The organism is Archangium violaceum, from assembly GCF_016859125.1.
Classification (GTDB): domain Bacteria; phylum Myxococcota; class Myxococcia; order Myxococcales; family Myxococcaceae; genus Archangium; species Archangium violaceum_A.
In genome coordinates this window covers 4725220-4749471 of record NZ_CP069338.1, presented here as the reverse complement: position 1 = coordinate 4749471, position 24252 = coordinate 4725220, and the positions used below count along the sequence as shown (strand labels likewise).

The 24252-nt window shown below is 68.6% G+C and carries 19 protein-coding genes and 1 pseudogene; 10 read left to right on the top strand and 10 right to left on the bottom strand.

The window, feature by feature from the left end; all coding sequences use genetic code 11:
• Window positions 1-4: 4 nt before the first annotated feature.
• Window positions 5-1942, top strand: a complete 1938-nt coding sequence (locus tag JQX13_RS20450) for a sensor histidine kinase (protein WP_203410627.1) — start codon at window positions 5-7, stop codon at window positions 1940-1942.
• Between the two features lie 212 nt (window positions 1943-2154).
• A complete protein-coding gene (locus JQX13_RS20445; RefSeq protein ID WP_203410626.1) occupies window positions 2155-2565 on the top strand; it encodes a response regulator in 411 nt (136 codons plus the stop codon).
• Between the two features lie 36 nt (window positions 2566-2601).
• Here JQX13_RS20445 and JQX13_RS20440 read toward each other — a convergent pair whose 3' ends face one another.
• The 3 genes from JQX13_RS20440 to JQX13_RS20430 all read right to left on the bottom strand — a co-directional run bounded on the left by JQX13_RS20440 (window position 2602) and on the right by JQX13_RS20430 (window position 6461).
• Complete coding sequence (locus JQX13_RS20440) at window positions 2602-3912, bottom strand: ABC1 kinase family protein (protein ID WP_203410625.1); 1311 nt, start codon at window positions 3910-3912, stop codon at window positions 2602-2604.
• 15 nt (window positions 3913-3927) lie between these two features.
• Complete coding sequence (locus JQX13_RS20435; protein WP_239014953.1) at window positions 3928-5817, bottom strand: serine/threonine-protein kinase; 1890 nt, start codon at window positions 5815-5817, stop codon at window positions 3928-3930.
• Between the two features lie 371 nt (window positions 5818-6188).
• Window positions 6189-6461: a type II toxin-antitoxin system RelE family toxin gene (locus JQX13_RS20430; RefSeq protein ID WP_203410624.1), complete on the bottom strand. Its 273-nt coding sequence runs from the start codon at window positions 6459-6461 to the stop codon at window positions 6189-6191.
• A gap of 297 nt (window positions 6462-6758) precedes the next feature.
• Between JQX13_RS20430 and JQX13_RS20425 the strand changes: the two genes are divergently transcribed.
• The 3 genes from JQX13_RS20425 to JQX13_RS20415 all read left to right on the top strand — a co-directional run bounded on the left by JQX13_RS20425 (window position 6759) and on the right by JQX13_RS20415 (window position 11557).
• Window positions 6759-8102, top strand: a complete 1344-nt coding sequence (locus JQX13_RS20425) for a short-chain fatty acid transporter (protein WP_203410623.1) — start codon at window positions 6759-6761, stop codon at window positions 8100-8102.
• A gap of 72 nt (window positions 8103-8174) precedes the next feature.
• Entirely contained in the window at window positions 8175-8693 is a 519-nt protein-coding gene (locus JQX13_RS20420; protein ID WP_203410622.1) for a hypothetical protein, read from the top strand.
• A gap of 395 nt (window positions 8694-9088) precedes the next feature.
• Window positions 9089-11557: a sodium-translocating pyrophosphatase gene (locus JQX13_RS20415; protein ID WP_203410621.1), complete on the top strand. Its 2469-nt coding sequence runs from the start codon at window positions 9089-9091 to the stop codon at window positions 11555-11557.
• A 163-nt stretch (window positions 11558-11720) separates the two neighbouring features.
• Here JQX13_RS20415 and JQX13_RS20410 read toward each other — a convergent pair whose 3' ends face one another.
• Entirely contained in the window at window positions 11721-12041 is a 321-nt protein-coding gene (locus JQX13_RS20410) for a transcriptional regulator (protein ID WP_203410620.1), read from the bottom strand.
• A gap of 128 nt (window positions 12042-12169) precedes the next feature.
• On the opposite strand from JQX13_RS20410, the gene JQX13_RS20405 reads away from it, so the two are divergent.
• The 3 genes from JQX13_RS20405 to JQX13_RS20395 all read left to right on the top strand — a co-directional run bounded on the left by JQX13_RS20405 (window position 12170) and on the right by JQX13_RS20395 (window position 14098).
• Window positions 12170-13135 carry a fatty acid desaturase family protein gene (locus JQX13_RS20405; RefSeq protein ID WP_239014951.1) on the top strand — a complete coding sequence of 322 codons (966 nt, stop codon included), beginning with the start codon at window positions 12170-12172 and terminating at the stop codon, window positions 13133-13135.
• A 123-nt stretch (window positions 13136-13258) separates the two neighbouring features.
• A complete protein-coding gene (locus JQX13_RS20400) occupies window positions 13259-13465 on the top strand; it encodes a cold-shock protein (RefSeq protein WP_203410619.1) in 207 nt (68 codons plus the stop codon).
• A gap of 66 nt (window positions 13466-13531) precedes the next feature.
• Complete coding sequence (locus JQX13_RS20395; protein ID WP_203412131.1) at window positions 13532-14098, top strand: DUF99 family protein; 567 nt, start codon at window positions 13532-13534, stop codon at window positions 14096-14098.
• Between the two features lie 105 nt (window positions 14099-14203).
• Here JQX13_RS20395 and JQX13_RS20390 read toward each other — a convergent pair whose 3' ends face one another.
• The 5 genes from JQX13_RS20390 to JQX13_RS20370 are packed head-to-tail and all read right to left on the bottom strand — an operon-like array spanning window position 14204 to window position 21250.
• Window positions 14204-14692, bottom strand: a complete 489-nt coding sequence (locus JQX13_RS20390) for a hypothetical protein (RefSeq protein ID WP_203410618.1) — start codon at window positions 14690-14692, stop codon at window positions 14204-14206.
• Window positions 14693-14704: 12 nt separating this feature from the next.
• Window positions 14705-16162, bottom strand: a complete 1458-nt coding sequence (locus JQX13_RS20385; protein WP_203410617.1) for a TolC family protein — start codon at window positions 16160-16162, stop codon at window positions 14705-14707.
• A 42-nt stretch (window positions 16163-16204) separates the two neighbouring features.
• A complete protein-coding gene (locus JQX13_RS20380; protein WP_203410616.1) occupies window positions 16205-19333 on the bottom strand; it encodes an efflux RND transporter permease subunit in 3129 nt (1042 codons plus the stop codon).
• Between the two features lie 31 nt (window positions 19334-19364).
• On the bottom strand, window positions 19365-20477 hold the full coding sequence (locus JQX13_RS20375; RefSeq protein WP_203410615.1) for an efflux RND transporter periplasmic adaptor subunit: 1113 nt from the start codon (window positions 20475-20477) through the stop codon (window positions 19365-19367).
• Window positions 20474-21250 (bottom strand): TetR/AcrR family transcriptional regulator, encoded by a 777-nt coding sequence (locus tag JQX13_RS20370; RefSeq protein ID WP_203410614.1) that lies wholly within the window; start codon window positions 21248-21250, stop codon window positions 20474-20476. The genes JQX13_RS20375 and JQX13_RS20370 overlap by 4 nt, the downstream gene beginning before the upstream one ends.
• Window positions 21251-21751: 501 nt before the next feature.
• Here JQX13_RS20370 and sitA5 point away from each other — a divergent pair.
• Window positions 21752-23392 carry a SitA5 family polymorphic toxin gene (gene sitA5, locus JQX13_RS20365; RefSeq protein WP_203410613.1) on the top strand — a complete coding sequence of 547 codons (1641 nt, stop codon included), beginning with the start codon at window positions 21752-21754 and terminating at the stop codon, window positions 23390-23392.
• A gap of 11 nt (window positions 23393-23403) precedes the next feature.
• The gene (locus JQX13_RS20360; RefSeq protein ID WP_203410612.1) at window positions 23404-24036 is read left to right on the top strand and encodes a hypothetical protein; all 633 of its coding nucleotides are present in this window, start codon (window positions 23404-23406) and stop codon (window positions 24034-24036) included.
• A gap of 80 nt (window positions 24037-24116) precedes the next feature.
• Here the strand turns inward: JQX13_RS20360 and JQX13_RS20355 are convergent.
• Window positions 24117-24239: pseudogene (locus JQX13_RS20355) on the bottom strand (helix-turn-helix domain-containing protein); the annotation flags it as partial.
• Window positions 24240-24252 lie beyond the last annotated feature (13 nt).

The following is a 24252-nucleotide window of genomic DNA, read 5'->3' as shown; positions in this document are numbered from 1 at the left end:
CCCCATGGGTGCACTGGCCGACCTCCTCGCCCTGCGACGCGATGACATCCTGGAGCGGTTCGAGCGCACGGTGCGAACCCACTTCCCCATGGAAGGGAGGACGCGCTCCGTTGTCATCGACACGTTCCCGGTGCTGCTCGATGAGCTGCTGGAGCTGCTTCACGGCCACCCTCGAGAGCAGGTGCGCGACAGCGCGGCGGAGCACCGCGCCCAGCGACGGGGCCTCGGCTACGACGTCACGCAGATCGTCCGCGAGTACGGCCTCCTGAGGGACTGCATCCTCGAGCTGTTGCAGGAGGCGGGCGGTACGCTCGACCTCGCGGAGAACAGGCGTTTCCACCAGGGCATCGACCTCGCCATGGCGGACGCCGTCGCCGAGTCCGAGCGCGGGCGGGAAGAGGCGCTCCGAAAGGCGGAGGTGGAACGGTCCGCGCTGTTGGAGCGCGAGCGCTCGGCCCGAGCCGAGGCCGAGGAGCAACGGACCCTCCTCCGGAACATCATCGCCCAGAGCGGCGACGGCATCATCATGGCGGATGCCCAGGGCGTGCTGCGCCTCTTCAACCCCGAGGCCGAGCGCCAACATGGGCGGTCCCTGAAGGAGGTGTCCGCGCTGGAGTGGGTGGAGACCTACGGGCTGTCCGACGAGGAGGGCCGTCCGCTGCGCCTGGAGCAGGCGCCGCTCTACCGCGCGCTCCAGGGCGAGTTCGTGCGGGACGAGGTGTTCTGGATCCACCGTCCGGATGGCACGCGGCTGCCCATCTCCGCCGCGGCCCGGCCCCTGCGCTGGCCCGACGGCTCCCTGCGCGGCGCGGTGCTGTCCACGCGGGACGTGGCCATGCGGCGCGCCCTGGCCAAGGAGCGCGAGGAGGCCCTGGCGCTGTTGGACACGCTGCTGGCCACCGCGCCCGTGGGCCTGTCCTTCCTCGACAGGGATTTGCGCTACGTGCGCATCAACCGTGCGCTCGCCGCCATCAACGGCGTCCCCGTGGAGCAGACGCTCGGGCGCACCGTGTGGGAGGTCGTCCCGCGCATCGCCCCCTCCAACGCGCCCAACTATCAGCGTGTCTTCGAGACCGGCGAGCCGGTGACCAACGTGGAGCTCCAGGTTCCCACGGCCGGCCGTGGAGGAGAGCTCGGCCACTACCTGGTGAGCTACAACCCGGTGAAGGACCGCGAGGGCCGCACCCTCATGATCGCCACGGCGGTGGTGGACATCACCGAGCGCAAGCGCTTCGAGGAGCGGCTGCGCCAGACGGCCGAGTTCCGTGAGCGCTTCCTCGGCATCGTCAGCCATGATCTGCGCAATCCCCTGAGCATCATCAACCTGTCGGCGGACCTGCTCCTGCGCCAGGAGACGCTGCCGGAGCGCGCCCTGCGGCTCGCCCAGCGCATCGCGCTCAACGCGGAGTCGATGACGCGGATGATTGAAGACCTGCTCGATCTCACGCGCGGGCGGCTGGGCGGCGGCATCCCCATCACGCCCACCGCGACCGACCTGGAGCAACTGGGCCGCCGCGTGGTGGGCGAGGTGGAGGTGGCCCACCCGGCGCGCGAGCTCCGGCTGAAGGTCCGGGGCGATCTGCATGGCGAGTGGGATCCGGATCGGCTGGCCCAGCTGCTCGGCAACCTCCTCAAGAACGCCCTCGACTACAGCCCCCAGGAGACACCCGTGACGCTGTCCCTCCACGACGAGGGGGAGCACGTCCGCCTGGAGGTGCACAACGCGGGTGAGCCCATCCCCGCCGAGCTGCTGCCCGATCTCTTCGAGCCCTTCCGCCGGGGCATGGCGCGCGGCCGCTCGCCCTCCGGGCTGGGGCTCGGGCTCTTCATCGTCCAGCAGATCACCGCCGCGCACGAAGGCACCGTCGACGTGCGCTCGACGCGCGAGGAGGGCACGACGTTCACCGTCCGGCTGCCCCGCGCCGCTCCTCCTCGCGGATGACGTCACGAATGCGTGGCATCTTCCTGGCTTTGCCCATCTCGCCGGGCTTGTCCACGAAGGTTCTTACCGGCTTTGCACATCTCCCGGGGAGCTGACGTCGGATTTATGGCCTCACGGCCTTCATCCACGATGGGTGGGCCTCCCAGCGCGGGTATGAGGATGTATCCTGGAACTCCGCAAACCACCTTTGCCACTTCATCCAAGGGGAGCTCATGTCCGAGAGCGAGAACAAGATTCGTGTCCTCGTCGTGGACGACGACGTCGATCAGTTGATGCTTCTGGAGCGGACGCTGCACGCCTACGGCTTCGAGGTGCGCACACACCGTTCGTCGCTGGGCGTCTCCAACCTGGTGCGCAATGCGGAACCGGATCTGGTCCTGTTGGACGTGAACATTCCGGCGCTCAGTGGTGACAAGGTGCTGTCGCTGGCACGCAACCAGGCGCCGGCCACCACGCGCTTCATCCTGTATTCGGCGTCGGACGAGTCCAAGCTGCGCTCGCTCGCGCTGGCCTCGGGAGCGGACGGCTACATCTCCAAGAGCGTCCAGGGCGAGTCGTTGGCCCGCAAGCTGATCAGCATCTACAAGAAGAGCCGGCTGCCGCCCGCGGCGAGCGCCCGCTGATCCCCTACACCCTCTCCCCTCGGGAGAGGGTGCCGCTCACAGGAGCGCGGCGACTTCCTGGTACACGCGGCGGAAGTCCCCCTGCGCCCCGATGAGCCGCAGGTTCTGCGCCAGTCCTCCGGTGGAGCGGAAGAACATCACCGCCTCGGCGGGTGGGCGGATCTTCAGGAAGCGGGCGGCGTTGCGCGCGAAGTGCAGCTTCATGTCGCGCGTGATGGAGCACGCCGCGTAGTCGTAGGGCGCCGAGCGCATGGGCCGTCCGGCGATGTGCAGAATCTCCTGGATGAGCTCCGTGGCCTCCGCGTCCGGCAGCTCCGTGGTGAAGCCCACCTCGCGGCTCAGGCCGAGCACGTCCATGGGCTCCAGCCGCATGGCGTGCACGAACATGCGCCGGTTGGCGTCCACGAAGCGAGGGGAGAAGCGCTTGATGGAGCCGAAGTCGAGCAGCCCCAGCCGTCCATCCTCGAGCACCATGAAGTTGCCCGGGTGTGGATCCGCGTGCATCTCCCCGGCGGTGAAGAAGGGCCCGTAGATGGCGAGGATGAGCTGGCGCGCCACGCGGTAGCGCTCCTCGGCGGAGGGAGTGGAGACGACCCAGTCCTTGAGGGTGCGGCCCTGGAGCAGCTCCAGCGTGAGCACGCGCCCGGTGGTCCGCTCGGTGATGACCTCGGGCACCTTCAGGTCCGGCAGGCGCGTCACGCCGCGGGCGAAGGCGGTGCACAGCGCGGCCTCGCGCAGATAGTCCGTTTCCAGGAGCAGCTCGTCGCGCAGCTCGCGGAAGTAGGCGGTGCCGTCGGCGAGGCGCGAGGCCTTGGAGACGGTCTTCACCACCAGGCCCAGGTTGTCCATGTCACCGGTGAGCGTCTGGGCGATGCCGGGGTATTGCACCTTCACGGCCACGGGGCGGCCGTCGTGCAGCACGGCGCGGTGCACCTGGCCCAGTGAGGCGGAGGCGAGCGGCGCCGTGTCGAGCTCGCGGAAGAGGGCCTCCGGGGCGTCCCCCAGCTCCTCGCGGATGACACGCGCCACCACCTCGTAGGGCATGGGCGGAGCCTCGTTCTGCAGGCGGGCGATGACCTGACGCACCTCGGGGGAGAGCAGCTCCGTGTCCATGGACACGGCCTGGCCGAGCTTCATGGCGGCGCCCTTGAGCTCCCCCAGGGTGGAGACGAGCTTCTCGGCGGCGGCCTTGCTGAGCAGCTCCGGCTCCTGGCCGACGAGCCGCTTCGCCCCGCTCTTCAGGACGTCCGCGCTGAGTTGGGCGGAGAGGCCGGCGAGTTTGCGGAAGCGGTTGAAGCGGCCCTGGGTGGGAAGCTTGTCATCGAGGTCGGAAGGATCGGAGGCCATGCGCGGGGACCCATCCTAACGGTGGGTCGCGGGCGACGCATTGCTCCGGAGCCTGACTCGAAGGGCATGCCAGCGCCTGAGCGCCTCGAGGTGGAGCGGATCCACGCGGAGGGCGGCCTCGTAGGAGGACAGGGCCTCGGGCAGGCGGTTGGCGGCTCGGAAGGCATCCCCGGAGGCGAGGTGCAGCGCCGAGTGGCCGCCGATCTCCGGGTGGCGCGCGAGGAAGCGCTGGCGGCACGCCTCCAGGGTGGTGACGGTGAGGCCGGCGGCGAGGCAGCGCATCACCCCTTCCAGGTTGCGCAGCTCCGCGTCGTACTCCACGCGCCGCTCCAGGTGGCCGAGCACGAGCAGCGCCTGGGCCACCCGGGAGAGGGCGCGCTGCACGAGGGCGCGCTGGCCGGGAGACAGGGGGAGCGCGAGCAGCGGCTCGAGCCGGTTGCGGCACTCGCGCGCGTGGGCGCGCACCCTGTCGGCGTCCGCGTCCCGGGGGATGCCCAGCACGGCGTAGTGGTCCCCGGAGAGGCGCTGGCGGAACTCGCGCAGCAGGGGCTCGGCGCGGGCATCATCCTGGGGCGCGGGAGGAGGCGTGGGCACCGGGGTCGGCTCCCCCGCGAGCAGCCGGGCGAACGTCTGCTGGAAGGAGGCCGTGGTGTCGCGCAGCTCCACGCCGAAGCCCGGGGCCATGTTCCACGCCCGGGCCTGCTCGGCCGTCACGTGACGCACCACCTGGCCGGTGCACTGCAGCTCGCCCCCGGGCAGCCGCAGCAGCAACGACACGTCGGAGCGCAGGGGGGGCGGCTCCTCGCCGGTGCGCAGGAAGAGACCGGTACGGCCCACGCGCTCGCAGGGGTACTCGCGAACGCCCAGCGAGCCATGCACCGGGACGCGCGCGGTGAAGCCCACGGTGGGCGGCAGCGGCGCGGGCGTGCGCGCCCGGGAGATGCTGGCCTCCAGCGCGGCGCGCAGCTCGGCGGCGGTGGCGTAGCGCGCATCGGGATGCTTGGCGAGCGCGCGCATCAGCACCGCGGAGAGCGCGGGTGGAATCCCCGGGCGCACCTCGTGGAGCGGGCGCGGGGCCCGCTGCAGGTGGGCCACGAGGATTTCGGCCGCGTTGCTGCCGCTGAAGGGCGCGGCGCCGGTGAGCAGCAGATAGCCGAGCACCCCCACCGCGTAGAGGTCCGTGCGCGCGTCCACGTCCTTGCCGCCGCACTGCTCGGGCGCCATGAACTCGGGAGTGCCCATGAGCACGCCGGTGCGGGTGGGCGTCTCCCCGTCGAGCCGGACGAGCCGCTTGGCGATGCCGAAGTCGAGCAGCTTCACCCGGTGGCGCCCGTGGGGGCCCGGCGTGAGGAAGACATTGGCGGGCTTGAGGTCGCGGTGGATGATGCCGTGCGCGTGCGCCGCGCCGAGCGCATCACACACCTGGGCGAGCAGCTCCACCACCAGCGCCGGCTCGAGCGGCCCGCGCGCGAAGGCGGCCAGGCTCTGCCCCTCCAGGTACTCCATGACGAAGTAGGGGCGGCCCTCGCGGGTGTCGAGGTCGTAGACGGTGACGACGTTCTCGTGCTGCACGAGGCTCATGGCGCGCGCCTCGGCGAGGAAGCGCGCGACGAGCTCCGGCTCCTCGGCCAGGTGGCGGTGCAGCACCTTCACCGCCACGCGCTTGGGGATGAGGACGTGCTCGGCGAGCAGCACCGTGCCCATGCCCCCGCGCCCCAACTCGCGCCGGGACACGAAGCTGCCGAAGCGCTGGCCCACGAGCTTCTCCCCCCGCTCACGAGAGGGGGGCAGCGTGGGTGCCAGGGGTGGACGGACCTCGGAGGTTCCCCGCAAGACGGTGGGGCACTCCGCGATCTCCGGGTGCGGAGTCAGGCAGGCGCAACTCGGATGGAAGGTGGGTTCCACGGCACTCACTTCCCATGCCATGTTCATGCCGACACGTTGGAAAGCGATTCGCGGACTTACCGCGTCGAGAAGTGGCTGAAAGCCCCTCCCTGTAGGGCACTATCGGCGCATATCCCCTCATTCCCTGGTGCGGGGGGCCGCGAGGGGGGACTGTAAAAAGCACCAGAGCCGGGCTGAAACTTCTACCGTTCCGCCGCCCATTTCCGCCCCCGCGCGGGGCGCCTGGAGAACACACGGGCGCGCGACCCGGTGCGCGGGGCGTGAGGATGGACACGGCCTGGGAGGGATGCGAGGTGGGACAGACCTGGGGGCGGAGCGTGCTCCTCCTGCTCACCCGGGGTGAGGAGACCTTCTCGACGAGCCGGTGTGGCTCAGTGACGACCGTTGGCGGCGATCAACCCGGAGGCCAGCACGGGCGCGTCACCCTCCTCCTGCTCCACGTCGAGCACGGAGACGGTGCGGCAGGACTCGTCGACCTCGTAGAGCAGGGCGTAGCCATCCACCATGCAGCGCAGCAGGGGCCGATCCGTGGCACCGAGCTTCAACCAGAGCGGGTTGAGGGGAGGAGCAACTTCCGCGAGCTGGGCGATGTCATCAATACGCTGGTGAAGCCGATCGATGAACGCGGGTGGAAGCGCTTTCAAAGTGCTCCACAGCTCCACTGGGATATGGATGCGGTAGGCCATTGGTGCGGGTATGGCCATTGTCCGTGGGACGGACAAGTGGGGGGCTGCGCATTCCCTGACAGGCCAGGACATCCGACGCACCCCTTCCGACGAAATCCAGACACACGGGCGGCGTGAAGTGTGTGCTGGCTGTCAGGAGAGGGACCGCGGACCCGGAAGGGGCGTGCACCGGTTTTCTCGGAAGGCGTGCTGCTCCGTGTTCAGATGGGCCCGGGGTGTACGACACCCGCCCCCTCTCTCGGAGTCAGACGTCCCGTGGAAACACTCGTACGCATCGCGGAATCCCTCGGCCGATTCTCCGCGCGCTTCGTCCCCAGCTCGTTCGCCATCGCGGTGCTGCTCTCGCTGCTCACCATGGGGCTGGCCCTGGGTTGGGCGGGGGCGCCCGCGCCGCGTGTATTGGAGTCCTGGGGCGGTGGCTTCTGGGAGCTGCTCACCTTCTCCATGCAGATGGCGCTGGTGATGTTCACCGGCTACCTGTTGGCCCTCACCCGCCCGGTGCGCGCGCTGCTGGAGCGCCTGGCGGGGCTGGCACGGGGCCCCCGGAGCGCGGTGGTGCTCATGGCGGCCGTGTCCATGGGGCTGGCCTACATCAACTGGGGCCTGTCGCTGGTGGCCAGCGCCATGCTGGTGCGCTTCGTGGTGCGGCGGCAGCCGGAGGTGGACTACCGCCTGCTGGTGGCCTGTGCCTACTTCGGCCTGGGCGCCACGTGGCACGCGGGCCTGTCCGCCTCCGCGCCGCTGCTGGTGGCCACTCCGGGCCACTTCCTGGAGAAGCAGCTGGGCGTCATCCCCATCGACCGCACGCTCTTCTCGCCCTTCAACCTCGGGCTCACCGTGGCGGTGGTGGGAGGCCTCACCCTGCTGGCATGGGCGCTCCATCCGCGCCCCGGACAGGCGGTGCGGGTGGACCCCACCATCCTCGAGCAACTGAAGGACTTCGAGCCGCCCGTGCGCCCGCGCGAGAGGAGCCCCGCAGTGTGGCTGGATTTCTCTCCGCTGCTCAACGTGCTCTTCGGCGTGCTGGGGCTGCTCTGGTTCGCGCGCCACCTGGGGCTCAACGGCGGCTGGAGGGCCCTCAACCTCAACGTGGTGAACTTCCTCTTCCTCACGCTGGCGGTGCTGCTGCATGGCACGCCCGCGCGCCTGCTCAAGGCCAGCGAGGAGGCCGCGAGCGTGCTGCACGGCATCGTCCTGCAGTTCCCGCTCTACGCGGGCATCTACGGCATCTTCAAGGCCACCGGCCTCACCGAGCGCATCGGCCAGCTCTTCGTGTCGCTGTCCACGCCGGGCACCTTCCCCGCCATCGTCTATCTCTACAGCGGCGTGGTGAACTACTTCGTGCCCTCGGGCGGCTCCAAGTGGGCCATCGAAGCGCCCTACCTGCTGGAGGCGGCGAGGACGCTCGGCGTGGTGCCGGAGAAGGTGGTGCTCGCGTATGCGTGGGGGGACATGGCCACGGATCTCATCCAGCCCTTCTGGGCCCTGCCTCTGCTCGCGGTGGCGCGGCTGGACTTCAAGGACATCCTCGGCTTCCTGCTGGTGGCCTTCTTCGTCTACCTGCCGCTCGTCACCCTCGCCTTCTTCCTCTGGGGTTGAGGCCCCCGTGGCCAACCGGGGCCCGTCCTGTGCTAGACACTGGGGCGCAAACCCGATTGAGGGGGAAACGCAATGGCAGGCAATCTGAAGAAGCTGGCGATGTGCGCGATGGTGGCGTTTGGCGGCGTGGCGATGGCTCAGGACGCGGCGGCTCAGGACGCGGCGGCTCCGGCGCAGGAGCCGGTGAAGACGCCGTCCGCCGAGGCGGTGAAGAGCACCTGGGACTACTTCTACAAGGCGCAGGGCCAGGGCCCCGTGCTGGTGGACGCCAAGCTGTGCACCGAGGTGGCCAAGAACGGCCCCAACAAGTTCGAGTGCATCGCCGAGGCCAACCCCGACGCCGTCAAGGCCAACACCAGCATGATGCTGTGGCAGTCCTACCTGGTCCCGCAGGGCGACACCATCGATGACCTGATGGTCCAGGTGAAGCAGGGCAATGTCGTGCGCGAGACCAAGGACGTGAGGATCAAGGGCGAGGGCTGGCGCGCCCGTCAGTGGACCGGCGTGCGCATGAACAAGGCCGGCGACTGGACCGTCAGCATCCTCCGCGGCGATCAGGTCCTCAAGACAATCAACGTGAAGGTGCAGTAGTCGTTACATACGCGGAAACCCTCACACGCCCGTCTGGCGGCCTCCGGGCCCCGGACGGGCGTTTTGTTTTGTGAAGCCGAGACGGCCCACCCGACAAGGTGGGTGTCTGACAAAACAGCCAGTAATCAACAAAATCCCGGGAATTCGACTTTCCTCCCCCTGTGGTGGTACATGTGAGCAGCCTTCAGGCGTGCTCTCTGACCCTGAAGGGCGAGGCTGTGCTGAAGCGTCGGCGAGCGGCTCTCCGCCCGCAGGCGGCCAACCCCTCGACTCGCATCCCTGGTGTACCCGGCGCGCGGGGGAGGAGAGCGCCGCGCGTCACAACACATTGATGAGCTTCTGAGGAGTTGCACACCATGAAATGCATTTCACGGCATGGCGCTCTCTCGAGCGTCATGAGCAGGATCGCGGGGGTCCTCGGGCTCCTGACACTGATGGCCAGCAGCACCGCGCGCGCGAGCGAGGCGGATCTCGTCCTCCCGGACTTCCGCGCGGTGACGTTCGTGGGCGGACTCAACGGGCACTCGTTGCTGATGGCTGGCATCGCGGTGGCCTTCTTCGGCCTCATCTTCGGCTTCCTGCAATACACGGCGTTGCGCAAGCTGCCGGTGCACAAGTCGATGCTCGAGATCTCCGAGCTCATCTATGAGACGTGCAAGACGTACCTCATCACCCAGGGCAAGTTCATCCTCGTCCTCGAGGTGCTGATTGGCGCCGTGATGGTGGTGTACTTCTACTTCCTGCGGCACATGGCGCCCATCAAGGTCATCACCATCCTGGCGTTCAGCCTCATTGGCATCGCCGGCAGCTACGGCGTGGCCTGGTTCGGCATCCGGGTGAACACCTTCGCCAACAGCCGCACGGCGTTCGCCAGCTTGCGTGGCAAGCCCTACCCCACGTACGCCATTCCCCTGCAGGCCGGTATGTCCATTGGCATGGTGCTCATCTCCACCGAGCTCCTGCTGATGCTCATCATCCTGCTCTTCGTGCCGGCGGACTTCGCGGGCCCGTGCTTCATCGGCTTCGCCATCGGTGAGTCGCTGGGCGCATCGGTGCTGCGCATCGCGGGCGGTATCTTCACGAAGATCGCCGACATCGGGTCGGACCTGATGAAGATCGTCTTCCGCATCAAGGAGGACGACGCGCGCAACCCGGGCGTCATCGCCGACTGCACGGGTGACAACGCGGGTGACTCGGTGGGCCCCTCGGCGGATGGCTTCGAGACGTACGGCGTGACGGGCGTGGCGCTCATCACCTTCATCCTCCTGGCGGTGCCAGGGGCCGAGTTCCAGGTCCAGCTGCTCGTCTGGATCTTCATGATGCGCATCGTGATGGTGCTGGCGAGCCTGGGCTCCTACGGCATCAACGGCATCCTCCAGGGCGGCAAGTACAAGAACGTGGACCACATGAACTTCGAGGCCCCGCTCACCTTCCTGGTGTGGCTGACCTCCATCGTGTCCGTGGCGTTGACGTTCCTGGTCTCCTACCTGCTCATCCCGAACCTGGCGGGAGATCCCACGCTGTGGTGGAAGCTCTCCGCCATCATCACCTGCGGCACGCTGGCGGGCGCCATCATCCCCGAGGCCATCAAGGTCTTCACCTCCACGGAGAGCCGTCACGTGCGCGAGGTCGTCACGGCCTCCCGCGAGGGCGGTGCGTCGCTCAACGTCATCTCGGGCCTGGTGGCCGGCAACTTCTCCGCCTACTGGATGGGCATCATCATCGCGGCGCTGATGGGCGGGGCCTACTTCTTCAGCGTGGACATCCCCAACACGCTGATGATCGCCCCGGCGGTGTTCGCCTTCGGTCTGGTGGCCTTCGGCTTCCTGGGCATGGGCCCGGTCACCATCGCGGTGGACTCGTACGGCCCGGTGACGGACAACGCGCAGAGCGTGTACGAGCTGTCGCTCATCGAGAACATCCCCAACGTGAAGGGGGAGATCCAGCAGGACTTCGGCTTCTCGCCCGACTTCGAGAAGGGCAAGTTGTACCTGGAGGAGAACGATGGCGCGGGCAACACCTTCAAGGCCACGGCCAAGCCGGTGCTCATCGGCACCGCCGTGGTGGGCGCCACGACGATGATCTTCTCCATCATCGTCATCCTGGTGGGCATCACCGTGGCCGGCGACGGCTTCCGCTCGCTCAACGCGGCCAACGCGTCCAACCTGTCGCTGCTGCACGCCCCGTTCCTGCTGGGACTCATCACGGGAGGCGCCATCATCTACTGGTTCTCCGGCGCCTCCATGCAGGCGGTGTCCACGGGCGCCTACCGCGCGGTGGAGTTCATCAAGGCCAACATCAAGCTGGAGGGCGTGGAGAAGGCGAGCGTGAGCGACTCCAAGCGCGTGGTGGAGATCTGCACCCAGTACGCGCAGAAGGGGATGCTCAACATCTTCCTGGGCGTGTTCTTCAGCACCCTGGCCTTCGCGTTCCTCGAGCCGTACTTCTTCGTGGGCTACCTCATCTCCATCGCGGTGTTCGGTCTGTACCAGGCCGTCTTCATGGCCAACGCCGGTGGCGCGTGGGACAACGCGAAGAAGCTGGTGGAGGTGGAGCTCAAGGCCAAGGGCACGGACCTGCACGCCGCCACGGTCGTGGGCGACACGGTGGGAGACCCGTTCAAGGACACCTCGTCCGTGGCGCTCAACCCCGTCATCAAGTTCACCACGCTCTTCGGCCTGCTGGCGGTGGAGCTGGCGGTGGAGCTGAGCGCGGCCGGCCAGGCCACCATCACCCGGGTGTTCGCGGGCCTCTTCTTCATCGCGTCGATGGTGTTCGTCTACCGCTCCTTCTACGGCATGCGCATCGAGACCCCGATGTCCGCCATCGCCGGTGAGGGCAAGCCGACCATCAAGCCGGCCTAGTCCGCGGCCACTTCCCCTCTCCCTTCGGGAGAGGGACGGGGTGAGGGTATCGGACGAACCCGGGTTGAACCCCTGTCCCCACCGTGGGCCACGGGTTGGAGAACGGGCCCGGGTACCCTCCCCCCCTCTCCCGAGGGGAGAGGGAGCATTCATTCTTGGACTCTCAGCGGATGCGGAACGCGGGCGGGTCGATGCGGGTGGAGCGGCACTCGGGGCAGGAGCCGGGCCGGCTCAGGCGCTTGCGGTCACGGAAGACGTAGCCACACGCCAGGCACTCGGCGGGAATCACCTCCAGCGCGGCGCCTCCGGCCCGGAGCGACTTCTCCAGGTGCTCCAGGTGCCCGGCCACGTCCTTCTCGGAGATGCCCACCAGCCCGGAGAGCTCCTTCGTGGTGAGACCCGTCTGCGGCGCAGAGGCCAACTCCGCCTCCAGCGCGCCGCGCACGGTGGCGCCCCGGGCGGGGGGAACAGGGCTGCGATCCATGGCTCATGACCTCCCAGGACAAGAGTAGGCACGTGTCCCGGCTTTCGCCGACCGGTGAACTCGCCTGCTCGACTCCAGCGAAAGAGTATTAGGGACCCCTGGGGGGGTTGGATGTAGCCTCCGGCGCCATGAGCCTCCGCTACGCAGCCGACTATCGAACTCTTCTCTGGTGCCTCTTCATGCCCGTGGTGGCGATGGCGCAGTACGTCAACCCCGCGCTCATCCCCTACCTCAGTCCGATCAGCTGCTATCTGGCCCTGTCCGCGGGCGTCATCGCGCACAACCACAACCACTGCCCGACCTTCAAGAGCCGCAAGCTCAACTTCTGGATGAGCCTGTGGCTGGCGCACTTCTACGGCTACCCCACGTTCGCCTGGGTGCCCACGCACAATCTCAACCACCACAAGTACGTCAACAAGCCGGGCGACGCGACCATCACCTGGCGCTACACCAACAAGCACAACTGGTGGGTCGCCTTCACGTACTTCTTCGTCTCGTCGTATTGGCAGAGCGATCCCATCAAGCAGTACATCCGCAAGGCGCGTCAGTCCAACCCCGTGCTCTACCGGCAGATCATCACCCAGTACTGCACGTGGGCCGGCCTGCACCTGGCGCTGCTCGGGGTGGCCATCGCGTGGCACGGGCTGGGGCGCGGCATCATGGTGTGGAGCTTCGCCTTCCTCATCCCGGCGCTCTTCGCGCTGTGGACCATCATGTTCTTCAACTACATCCAGCACGTCCACGCGGACCCCTGGAGCGAGCACGACCACTCGCGCAGCTTCGATGGCAAGCTCATCAACTTCCTGCTCTTCAACAACGGTCTGCACTCGGCCCACCACGAGGTGGCCGGCGCCCACTGGAGCACCCTCCCCGAGATTCACGCGAAGCTCGCCCCCCGCATCAACCCGGAGCTCAACCAGCGCAGCTTCTTCGGGTGGTGTTTCCGGAATTATGTGCTGGCCCCCTTCTTCCCCCAGTACGGGACGAAGCAGATCGGCCGCGCCGGCTTCGAGCCGCCCACGGGAGAAACGGCGCAGCTGGAATCCGCGGATGTGGATGCATTGGAGTCGGGCATCAACGCTGCACGAACGTGAACAGTCGGCGGGGCCGTCCTCTCGACTTTTGTGAGCGGACGGACTACGCCTGAACCCCCGGCTCAAGTTCGGGTTGGGAACGGCGGTTCGTGTGCCGCCGCTGTGACGAAAGAAGAACGATTCATGGCAACCGGTACGGTCAAGTGGTTCAACGACGCTAAGGGCTTCGGGTTCATCACGCAGGACGGAGGTGGCGAGGACGTGTTCTGCCACCACACCGCCATCAACATGGATGGCTTCCGCACCCTGGCCGAGGGACAGCGCGTGGAGTTCGAGATCACGCGTGGCCCCAAGGGCCTGCAGGCGCAGAACGTTCGCGCCGCCGGATAGTCCGCACCACGGATGATTCCTGGAGCCCGACCTCGGCTGGGGTCGGGCTCTTTCTTTTTCATGCGCATGCGTCTGCCTCCCCTGCCCCGAGTCGCCGGTTTCGATGATGCCCCCTTCGCCAGACGTCCAGGCGCGAGGGTGCCGCTGGTGGGCGTGGTGTGCGCCGGCACGCGCTTCGAGGGACTCGTCTGGGGACGGGTGCGCAAGGACGGGTGGACGGCGACGGACGAGGTGTGCCGGCTGCTGGTGGGCGGCAAGTTCCTGCCGCAGCTGCACCTGGTGTTGTTGGATGGCATCGCCTTCGGCGGCTTCAACGTGGTGGACCTGCCGCGGCTGGCGCATACGCTGGGCAAGCCCTGTGTGTCGGTGATGCGGCGGTTGCCGGACCTGGACGCGATGGAGCGCGCGCTGCGCCACCTGCCCCGCGCGGAGCGGAGGCTGGAGTTGCTGAGGCGGGCGGGCCCCATCCACCAGCTCGGAGGCTTCACGTTCCAGGTGCAGGGCGCGGAGCCCGAGTGGGTGGCGGAGGCCTTGAAGCGCCTCACGGACCGGGGGCATGTGCCGGAGGCGTTGCGGCTGGCGCACCTCATTGGATCCGCGGTGGTGACGGGAGAAAGCTCGAAGCGCGCGTGATGCTCCCTCTCCCTCTGGGAGAGGGTTGGGGTGAGGGTATTCCTCGCACGGTGACACGCTGGGTGACGACCCTCACCCCCCGCCCTCTCCCAGAGGGAGAGGGCGCTAGCGGCGTACCTCGGGCGGCACCTGTGCCAACCACCCCACCTCGAGCACCGCCCACAAGCCCAACAACACCGCCTCCGCCGCGTCATGCCGCAGCGACGTGGGCCTCGGCGCTCCAGACCATTCGATCACCCGGCGCGCGAGCCCATCCGCGGCGTCCTTCGCGAGGCCCCCGCTGCGCTGCTCACGGGCGTACAGGAGCCGGGCGCGCCAGTCCTGGGCGGATACGCGCAACACGGGGAGGGCCCGCCGCGCGGCCTCGCGCTCCCAGACCTCGGCGATGGGCCCTCCGCCCTCCAATACCAGCCACGCGAGCGGCCCGGCCGAGTGCAGCACCGCCGGCACCGCGCGCTTGAGCCGTGACTGGGAGCCGAAGTTCTGCGAGCGGTACCAGCGCAGCCGCCCGTCGTCCCCATAGAAGGCGAGCCCCGAGCGCAGCCCGAGGTCCACCGCGAGCAACCCCGGAGTCGAGGGCGCGTCCGGGCTCACTCCGCCTCCCGCCTACTGCTGTGGCTGCTGCTGCTCGATGGAGGCGGCGATGCGGCCTCCGGCGGCGGCGAGCTCCGCGCGGCGGATTTCCAGCGTGGCCCGGGCCTGCGCCGCGGCACTGGCGGCGAGGAAGCGCCGCGTGTCCGCGTCTGACATCTCCAAGCTGGTGGACATCCCGGCCTTGAAGGCGGCCGCCACCTGCTGCTGCACCCGGGCGGCGAGCTGCGCCTGGGCCTCGGCCTGGGTCAGCGCGGCCTGCGCGGCCTCCAGGTTGGCCTTCGCGGCCACCCAGTTCGCATGGGCCTTGGCGCGAGACGACTCGTACTGCGCCTTCGCCTGCTCCAGCCGGGCCCTGTCCTCGTGCAGCGCCGCGTAGCGCTGCCCGCGGTCATACAGCGGCATCGAGGCCGCGACGGACAGCTCGTAGGTGGTGTTCGTCCCGGTGAAGCCGGAGTTGGAGTTGTAGATGCCGCGGGCCTGGGCCACCAGGCTCGGCAGCCACGAGAAACGGTCGTACGTCACCTTGCCCTCGTTGGCCTGCACCACCTTGGCGGCCGAGCGCACCGCGTAGGTGTTCTCCCAGGGGCTGGTGTCCTCGGAGGGGATGTCCCAGCGGGGGCCCGGGGCGTCGAGCGGAGCGGGCTGCACGGGCTCGCCCACCAGCGCGCCCAGCATCGCCAGCAGCTGCGCGTACTGGCCGGAGAGCTGCGCGAGCTGCACGCGCGCCTGGGCCGTCTCCGTCTGCGCGCGCAGCAGCGCCGCCTCCACCGTCATGCCCACGTCGAGCTGCGCCCTGGCCTCGCCCTCGCGCTGGAGCGCCACCGACTCCGCCTCACGCGCCGCGTCCATCATCTGGGTGATGCCCTGCAACCCCAGGTAGGTGCGCGCCACCGCCAGCAGCACCTGCTCGCGCGCCTCCAGGGCGCCCAGCTCCGCCGCCTCCGCGCCCGCCTTCGCCGGGCCGATGAGGAAGACGCCGGCCGGGGTGAAGAGGGGCTGGGAGATTTGAGCCGTCGCGTAGCGCGAGTCCTTCGCCGTGATGACGACGGGCTCCGGGATGAGCTGCGGATTCTGGGGCAGGAGGTTGAACACGCCGCCCACCAGTCCGACGAACTGCCCCAGGTCCAGCTGGGCCTCGGCGCTGGAGCGGACATACTGGGCACTGACCGTCAGCTCGGGCTGCCACGCCGTCCAGGCGCGGCGGACCCCCGCGGCGGCCACCGCGGCCTGGGCGCGAGCGGAGGCCACGTCCGGGCTCTGCTTCGCGGCGAGGGAGAGCGCCTCCTGCAGCGTCACGGTGCGCAGCGTGCCGGGAGCCGGAGCCGCCGCCAGACCGGGCTGCGTGGAGGGTGCCGGCTGGGGCGTGGCCGCGGGCGCCTGGGCGAGCGCGCCGAGCGGAGAGAGGGCGGCGAGGAGGACGAGCGAGAGGGGGCGCCGGGCGGACCCGGCGGCGGCGATTCGGATGAACATAGGCGATGGCAACGCGAAGAAGAGGGGGGCACCCGGCCGCGCTCAGGCGGCGCGACCGGAGTGCTGCGCCTGGGGCTCCTGAACAGGCGCGGAGGGGAGTTCTTCCTGTGTCTTCGGAACGCGCTTGGAGAAGCCCAGGCGCTCCATGGCGGCGAACACCACCGGCACCACCAGCAGCGTGAGGAAGGTGGAGGTGATGACACCACCGATGACGGCGATGGCCATGGGGGCGCGGAACTCGGAGCCCACGCCCTTGCCGATGGCGGTGGGCACCATGCCGATGGCCATGGCGGCGCTCGTCATGAGGATGGGGCGCAGGCGGCGCGGGCCGGCCTTCATCAGCGCCTGGTCCACCGTGTCACCCTCGCGCAGGTACTGCAGCGCGCCGTCCACCAGGAGGATGGCGTTCTTCGTCACCAGGCCCATCAGCAGGATGATGCCGATCATCGCGCCCATGGACACGTGGAAGCCGCCGAAGAACAGACCCAGCAGCGCACCCACGAGCGCCAGAGGCAGCGACACCATGATGGTGAAGGGGTGCTTGAGGGACTCGAACTGGCTGGCGAGCACCATGTAGATGAAGACGAAGGCCAGCAGACCCGCGGTGATGAAGGCGTCGTTCTGCTCGTTCATCAGCTTCATCTGTCCGTCGTAGACGAGCGAGTAGCCCGGGGGCAACGGCTTCTCGTCCACGCGCTGCTGGAGCTGGCTGGCCACTTCGCCCAGGGCCGCGCCATTGAGCTGGGCGTAGACGGCGAGCTGCCGCTGACGGTTCTCGTGCTCGATGACGCTGGGGCCATCGCGCAGCTCCACCTTCGCCACGTCCGTCACCGGGACCATCCCGCGGGGGGTGGCCAGCTCGATCTGCCGCACGCGCTCGGGCGTTTCACGGTCGCGCTGGGTCAGGCGCACGCGGATGTCCGTCTCGTCCACGCCCTCGCGCAGCTTGGCGGCCACGTCACCGCCGATCGCCATGCGCATCTGCATGGCCAGCGCCGCGGCGCTCAGGCCCAGGTCCTTGGCGCGGGCCCGGTCGATCTCAATGGCCAGCTCCGGCTTGGGCGGGTTGAAGTCCACGCGCACGTCCGCGGTGCCCGGGATCTCACGCAGAATCTGGGCGATGCGCTCGGACTCCTCCTGGAGCTTGCCCAGGTCCGGCCCGATGACGCGCACCATGATGGGGAAGAAGTCGCCGCCCAGACCGTCGACGATGGGCAGGTCCTGCATGATGACGCGGGTGGCGGGCAGCGCGGGCGCGAGCAGCTCGCGCGCCGATTCCTTGATGGCCTGGATGCCCCGCTCGCGCTCGTGCTTCTCCTTGGTGAGCACGCGGATGCGCGCCTTGTTCACATCGCCGTTGTCACCGACGATGGAGTAGACATCCGTCACCTCGGGGATGTCCTTGAGGATCTTCTCGGCCTCCGCCACGCGCACGCCCGTCTGCTCCAGGCTGGAGGCGTCGGGGAGGATGAGCTGCACGATGAACTGCGAGCGGTCCTCGGGCGAGAGGAACTCCACACCCAGGCGGCTGGCGGCGCCGAAGGACACCACCATCACCAGCACGGTGATGCCCGTGGTGAGCCACTTGTGGTCGAGCACCCAGCGCAGGATGTTCGAGTAGACGCGCTCGCTGTCATCCAGGAAGCCGCGGATGGCCTTGGCCAGCGCGTTCTCCTGGTGGTGCTCGCCGGGCTTGCGCTGCTTCGCCATGCGCGCGGACAGCATCGGGTCCAGCGTGAAGGAGATGAAGAGCGAGATGAGCACCGCCACCGAGATGGTGATGCCGAACTGCTGGAGGAACTGACCCACCATGCCCGGCATGAAGGCCACCGGGACGAACACCGCCACCAGGGCGAGCGTGGTGGCGAGCACCGCCAGACCGACGTCGCTGGTGCCCTTGGAGGCCGCGCTCACCGGATCCTCGCCCTGCTCCAGGCGGTGGGTGATGGCCTCGCGCACCACCACCGCGTCGTCGATGAGCAGACCGATGGCCAGCGACAGCGCCAGCAGCGTCATCTGGTTGAGCGTGTAGCCCAGCATGTACATCACGAAGAACGTACCGATGACGGAGGTGGGCAGCGCCAGCGAGGAGATGAAGGTGCCTCGCGGATCCAACAGGAACACCAGGATGATGAGCACCGCCATCGCGCCACCGAAGATGAGGGCGATCCACACCTCGTGGGCGTTCTCGTTGATGATGACCGACTGGTCGATGAGCAGCGTGGTCTGGAAGCCATGGCCCAGCGAGGGCACCAGGGTCTCCATCTGCTTCTTCACGGCGTCGCTCAGGGCCACGGTGTTGGAGCCGGGCTGCTTGATGACCTCCAGGATGACGGCGTCCTGGCCATTGAGGCGCGCCGTGGTGCGGCGCTCGGCCACGCCGTCGGTGATGGTGGCGACCTCCTCCAGCCGCACCTGGGCGCCCGTGCGGCTCTGCGCCACCGGGAGCTGCCGCAGCTCGTCCACGCTCTTGAACTGTCCCAGCGAACGCACCGTCAGCTCGGTGGGCCCCAGCTGCAGCCGGCCCGCCGGCAGGTCCAGGTTCTCCGAACCGATGCGCTGGGCGATGTCCATCGGGGTCACTCCCACCGCGCGCGCCTTGTCCAGGTCGACGTCCACCTGGATTTCACGCACGTCACCACCGTTGATGCGCACGTCGGCCACGCCCTCGAGCTGCGCCAGGGCGGGCTTGAGCTTGTCCTCGATGAGCTTGCGCACCGTGCGCGAGTCCGCCTGCGCGCTCGCCGCGTAGGTGAGGACGGGCACCGCGGAGATGTCCACGCGGCCCACCACCGGCGCATCCGCGTCCTGCGGCAGCTTGTTGACGATGCCCGACACCTTGTCGCGCACCTCCTGCACCGCCTGGTCCAGGCTGGCCGACAGCTTGAACTGCACGATCACCGTGCCGACGTTCTCGCGGCTGAAGGAGTGGATCTTGTCCACACCGCTGATGCCGGCGACGGCATCCTCGATGGGCTTGATGACCTGGGTCTCGATTTCACCCGGGCCGGCGCCCTTGTAGATGGTGTTGACCACCACCACCGGGATGGACACGTCCGGGTAGAGGTCGGTCCCGAGCCGGGTGTAGCCCATCACCCCGAGGACGATGAGGCAGAGGGAGAGCATGGCCGTGAAGACCGGCCTGCGGATGGAGACGTCGCTGAGGAGCATGGGGACGCTCTGGAATTCCTGGGGAGGAGGGCTACTTCACGGAGACGCGCGTCCCCTCGGTGAGGGACGGCGTGGGGTATTCGATGACCTTGTCCAGCGGAGCGGCGGCCTTCACCACCACCTCGCGCACACCGCGCTCGAGCACCTGGACGTCCACGCGGCGCACCTCGCCGGAGGGGGCCACCACGTAGACGTGGTCACCGCCCGAGGAGGACAGCGCGGTGGCGGGCAGGGACTGGGCGTCCTGCGCGTCGCCCAGCGGGAGGATGACGCGCGCCAGGGTGTTGGCCACGAAGCGGCCGTCCTTGTTGGGCACCAGGATGTCCACCGGGATGCGGCGCGTGGCCTGGTCCGCGGAGGGGATGATGGTGCGGATGACGGCCTCGTCCGTGGAGGCGCCGCCACCGATGACCTCCACGCGCACCTTCGTGCCCGGCTTGAGCTGTGCGCGCAGGGACTCGGCCACCGTCGTCTTCAGCAGCAGGGTGCCCAGGTTCTCCACGGAGAACTGGGGCGCGCCCGGGCCCACGATGGCGCCCACCTGCTCGGGCGCGTCGGTGACGGTGCCGGCGAAGGGCGCCCTCAGGTCGTGCTTGCGGCGGCCGGCCTGCGCCTGGGCCAGCTGCGCCTTGGCGGCCATGAGCTGCGCCTCGGCCTGCTTCGCCTGGGTGGTGGAGGTGAGGTTCTGCACGTCGCTCACGTTGCCCTGCTGCTGCAGCTTCGCGTTGCGCCCGGCCACGTCCGCGGCCATGGCGGCGGCCACCTCGGCGGCTGCCACCGAGGCCTGCGCCTGGGCCAGCTGCGCGTCGGCGATCTCCGCGTTGAGCTGCGCGAGCACCTGGCCCTCCTGCACCGTCTGGCCCTTCTTCACGCGCACCCGCTCCAGCCGGCCTCCCACCTCGAAACCCACCTGAAGGGCCTGGGAAGGAAAGAGCGTGCCCGTCACCTCCTCGCGACGCGAGGCCTGCACGGCGCGCGGCGTGGCCAGCGTCACCGTGGGGAGCTCCTGCGCGGCGGCGGCCTTGGCGGCGGTGGCCGGCGCGGCTGCGTCCGCCTTGCAACCAGAGAGGGGAAGCGCGGTGGAGGCCAGGCCCACGGCGGCGAGCCCGGCGACGAGCGGAGTCCTGGAGAGTTTCACGGTCATGACCTCGGAGTGCTGCGGGTGCGGGAGAGCGCGCGGGCCTGGGTGGACCGGCGCGGGGAAGTCGAAGCCTTCTTCGGAACCTTCTTCGGAACCGTCAACGTCGAGGGACCCGAGGCCGTGAAGGCCGGGGGCAGGCTGCCCTCGCGGATGAGGCGGTGGATGGAGTTGGCCCAGGCGGCCAGGTCCGGCTTCTGCTCCATCTGGCTCATCTGCTGCGCCAGCAGCAGGTAGGTGCCAACGACGAGCGAGCCGATGACCTCGGGAGGCACGTCCGAGCGGCACGCGTGGGCGGCCTGCAACCGCTGGAACTCCTGGGACACCCGCGCCGTCTCGCGGCCCACCATGCCCCACACCAGAGACTCGAAGTCGGTGCCCTGGCTGCCGCGAATGAGCACGTTCATCACATCGCGGTAGGCCCATATCAGCTCGAGCAGCTTCAGGTCCGACTCGGCGTTCAGCGTCACCAGGAGCTCGTACCGCTCGGAGCGCTCGGCCACGTCGTGGGCCTCGAGCGGGCCCTGCTCGGAGAGGAACCGCTCCGTGGCCTTCAGCCGGTGGACGACGAGCTGGTTCATCGCCTCCGTGAACTCGCCCACCACCTCGCCGAAGAGGGCCTCCTTGGAGGAGTAGTGCAGGTAGAAGGCGCCCTTGGACAGGCCACAGGCGGCGGTGATGTCCTCGATGCGCGCCCCGCGGATGCCCTTCTTCACGAACTCCGCTCGCGCGGCGGCGATGAGTGCTTCACGGGCATGAGGATCCGCGGGACGAGCCATGACGCGGCCATTACTAACCCGCCGGTCAGAAACTGCCCAGGGGGTTTCTGAACCACGGGTCAGAAACGATACCGGAATTTGTTATATAATAAATCATCACTGCTAATCATCCTGCGGACACGATCCACTGGGTACGGACGTGCCCGGCGGTCAGGGAGGTACCGCCTGAGCGGGAGCCATCCAAGAAGTGGGTGGCAAGGTCCTGCCATACGGAAGGCGCGGCAGGGCGGGCCGGGCGGACTCCGAGGACTGCGCGCGGCGGACCTCCTGGACGCGGAGCTTGGCGTCGCCGTCAAGAACATCAGTCTGGACCTCAAGACGAGGCCGCGAGCTGCGCTGGCTCTGGCGCAGGCGTGGTCCTACCGGGATTGATGGCGCAGCACCCATAACTCACCTGCTGCATCCTCCCCCCCAGCCCAACCCGTGGCTTGACGGGCGCACCTGCATTCCATGTAATTCCGGATTAGCGGCTCTTGGTTACGCCACTTGCGGAGGTGCGCCGTGCCCACCCGTCTTCCTGGTGCTCGCCCTACGGGCGCGCGTTTGGACCTCTGCTCTCGCGCCTGGGCCCTCATCATCCTCTTCCAGTTCGCGTGTGCCACGGCCCCCCATGACAGCCACCTTGCTGGCTACCGCTACAACTCGCTCACGCCTCCGTCGGCCCCCTCGGAGCATGTGGCCACCACGGCGGAGCCTGAGCTCGAGTCCGCCACCGTGTACGTGGTGGACTTCATGGAGCCCAGCGCCGTCGCCACCCGGCCGGTGCCCATCCCCAGGGCCGAGTTCCAGCAGTCCTTCCAGCGGCTCGCTCGCGACGTGCGGCTGGGCCGCAGCACTCCACGAGAGGCCGCCCACGCGCTACTGAAGGTGCTGGAGGAAGACTGGTTGGCCGAGCCATACCGAGGGCGCGTCCTCACCCTGGTGCCGGTGGACGAGAACAGTGCCCTCACTCCCGAGGCGGATGAAGCCCTGAAGAAGAAGTACCTCAAGTGGTGTGAGCACCGGGGTGGGGGCGACTGCCTGGGCCTGTTGGACGACGGGCCCTACCTACGCACGGACGACCGGCGGACGCTGGCGCTGGCCCTGGCCTTCGGCACCGTGCTCGACGAGACGCGCGCGGCCTTCGGGCGCGAGCTGCTGGACGCGCGGGCACTCGTGTCCCTGGTCGTCTGGACGGTGGCGCTCTACTGCATGATGTGGGTGGTGCCCGAGCCGACGACCAAGGCCCTGGCCGCCGGCCTGACCGTCCTCCTGGTGGGCTACCTGGGCCTCGAGACGGTGTACGGGCTGATGGACGGGTGGGCCCGTATGGCCGACACGGCGCACCACGCCAGCACCTTCGAGGAGCTGCGCGCGGCGGGTGGGGACTTCGGGAAGGTGCTGGGCGAGGACGCGGCGCGGGCGATGATTCTCGCGGTGGCCACGCTCAGCGGGCACACGCTGGGACAGGTGGCCTTACGGGTGAAGTCGCTTCCACGCTTCAAGCTCGCGGACGCGCGGTTCGAGGCGCAGGGTGGCGCCGCCGTCATGGAGCGCGTGGAGGTCGTGGAGACGGCGCTCGCGACGGAGGGCGCCCTGGTCAAGGCCGTGGCGGCGGTGGAGACGGTGGCCACCTCACCGCGGGGCCCCCTGGCGGTGGTGACGTTCAAGACGGGGCAGGGCTCCGGGGCGGGAATGGCCCCTGGAGGCCGCTCCGCCGAAACCGTCATGCATCACCGGGGCGGCAACCGGCAGGTGCAACTCAGTGACGGCCAACGCTGGCACTTGCCACGTGGCAGGTCGCTCGCGGACATTCCCGCCGAGGATAAGGTGGGCGACATGCTCCAGGAGGCCGTCACCAAGGCCGCCAACGAGTGGGGGCCTCATCGCCTTGGCCAACAGGAGAAAGCCGCCATTAGAGACGCAGAGAAGCAGGGCGAATACTGGTTGGCGCGACTGCTGGAGCGAGAGGCCCGCGGGCGGTTCGTACATGCCAGGTTGAAACAACGATTCGACGGAGATCTTCAGTTCAAGCATCAGGGCGTCGACGTGATTGACCCCAGGACGGGCCGTCAGTACGAGATTCTCGCCGGAACGGAGTCGAATCTGGCCCGCCATGGTCGCCGCATGGCGGGCGAGTTCTTCCGGATGCTCACCTTCTGAAAGGGGCGGCCGTGGGGTGGCTGGAGAACGTCATCTTCAAGAACCAGGAGATTGCCAACGAGCGGCTGGAACTGACGGACAAGAACTCCCTCTACTTCCTCAGCACGGGCTTGACGCTGCGCAACTGCACCGTCGTCCTGAAGGTGCCCGCCAGTCGTCTGGTCATCAAGCAGGCCACATTCATCGACTGCACCTTCGAGGTGAAGCAGGAGTTGAAGAACCACCAGCAGTGGATAAGCGCCTCCCTCAAGGGATGTCGGTTCAAGGGTCGCTTCTCAGGGTGCGACTTCGGCCACTGGCCCGAGTACGGCAGTGACCCCTGGTTCCGATTCGGCTCCATTGAGGACTGCGACTTCACCGAGGCCAGCCTGGACGGGTGCCGCATCATGGGCAGTGACCCAGCCACCCTTCGCTTTCCCAAGTGGCCCTGCTTCACCATCCTGGACCCCATCGCGCGAGCCCGCGAACTCAAGAGTGTCCGGTGGCCGGGACGATTTGGCTCTGTTGTCATCGAGGACCTGCACGACCAACCGCCTCCAACCAAGGCCCTGACACTCCTCGCCCCAGCCGAGGCAAAGCGGTACGACACCACGGTGGAAGAGCTCCAGGCCGTCATCGAGAAGCTCGACTGCATCATCTACTGATGGCCCCAGGTCGCGGGGCCTCGCCGATGCCCCCCGGTGAGCCGCCGCGCCTTCGGCCACACCTGCTTGTCAGCCTCGCTGCCCGCGCGCAGGTAGCGCCTCACCGTGTTGCGCGCCACGCCCACCTCGCGCGCCATCCGCTTGTGGCCCCAGCCCGTCTCCGCCAGCACCCGTATGCGCCGCACCACTTCCTGATCGACCATCGGCACCTCCGCC

Bases quoted from the DNA above. Each gene is read 5' to 3' on its own strand.
- JQX13_RS20450 (WP_203410627.1), top strand. From the start codon at position 5: ATGGGTGCACTGGCCGACCTCCTCGCCCTGCGACGCGATGACATCCTG.
- JQX13_RS20445 (WP_203410626.1), top strand. From the start codon at position 2,155: ATGTCCGAGAGCGAGAACAAGATTCGTGTCCTCGTCGTGGACGACGAC.
- JQX13_RS20440 (WP_203410625.1), bottom strand. From the start codon at position 3,912: ATGGCCTCCGATCCTTCCGACCTCGATGACAAGCTTCCCACCCAGGGC.
- JQX13_RS20420 (WP_203410622.1), top strand. From the start codon at position 8,175: ATGGCAGGCAATCTGAAGAAGCTGGCGATGTGCGCGATGGTGGCGTTT.
- JQX13_RS20415 (WP_203410621.1), top strand. From the start codon at position 9,089: ATGAGCAGGATCGCGGGGGTCCTCGGGCTCCTGACACTGATGGCCAGC.
- JQX13_RS20410 (WP_203410620.1), bottom strand. From the start codon at position 12,041: ATGGATCGCAGCCCTGTTCCCCCCGCCCGGGGCGCCACCGTGCGCGGC.
- JQX13_RS20405 (WP_239014951.1), top strand. From the start codon at position 12,170: ATGAGCCTCCGCTACGCAGCCGACTATCGAACTCTTCTCTGGTGCCTC.
- JQX13_RS20400 (WP_203410619.1), top strand. From the start codon at position 13,259: ATGGCAACCGGTACGGTCAAGTGGTTCAACGACGCTAAGGGCTTCGGG.
- JQX13_RS20395 (WP_203412131.1), top strand. From the start codon at position 13,532: ATGCGTCTGCCTCCCCTGCCCCGAGTCGCCGGTTTCGATGATGCCCCC.
- JQX13_RS20385 (WP_203410617.1), bottom strand. From the start codon at position 16,162: ATGTTCATCCGAATCGCCGCCGCCGGGTCCGCCCGGCGCCCCCTCTCG.
- JQX13_RS20380 (WP_203410616.1), bottom strand. From the start codon at position 19,333: ATGCTCCTCAGCGACGTCTCCATCCGCAGGCCGGTCTTCACGGCCATG.
- JQX13_RS20375 (WP_203410615.1), bottom strand. From the start codon at position 20,477: ATGACCGTGAAACTCTCCAGGACTCCGCTCGTCGCCGGGCTCGCCGCC.
- JQX13_RS20370 (WP_203410614.1), bottom strand. From the start codon at position 21,250: ATGGCTCGTCCCGCGGATCCTCATGCCCGTGAAGCACTCATCGCCGCC.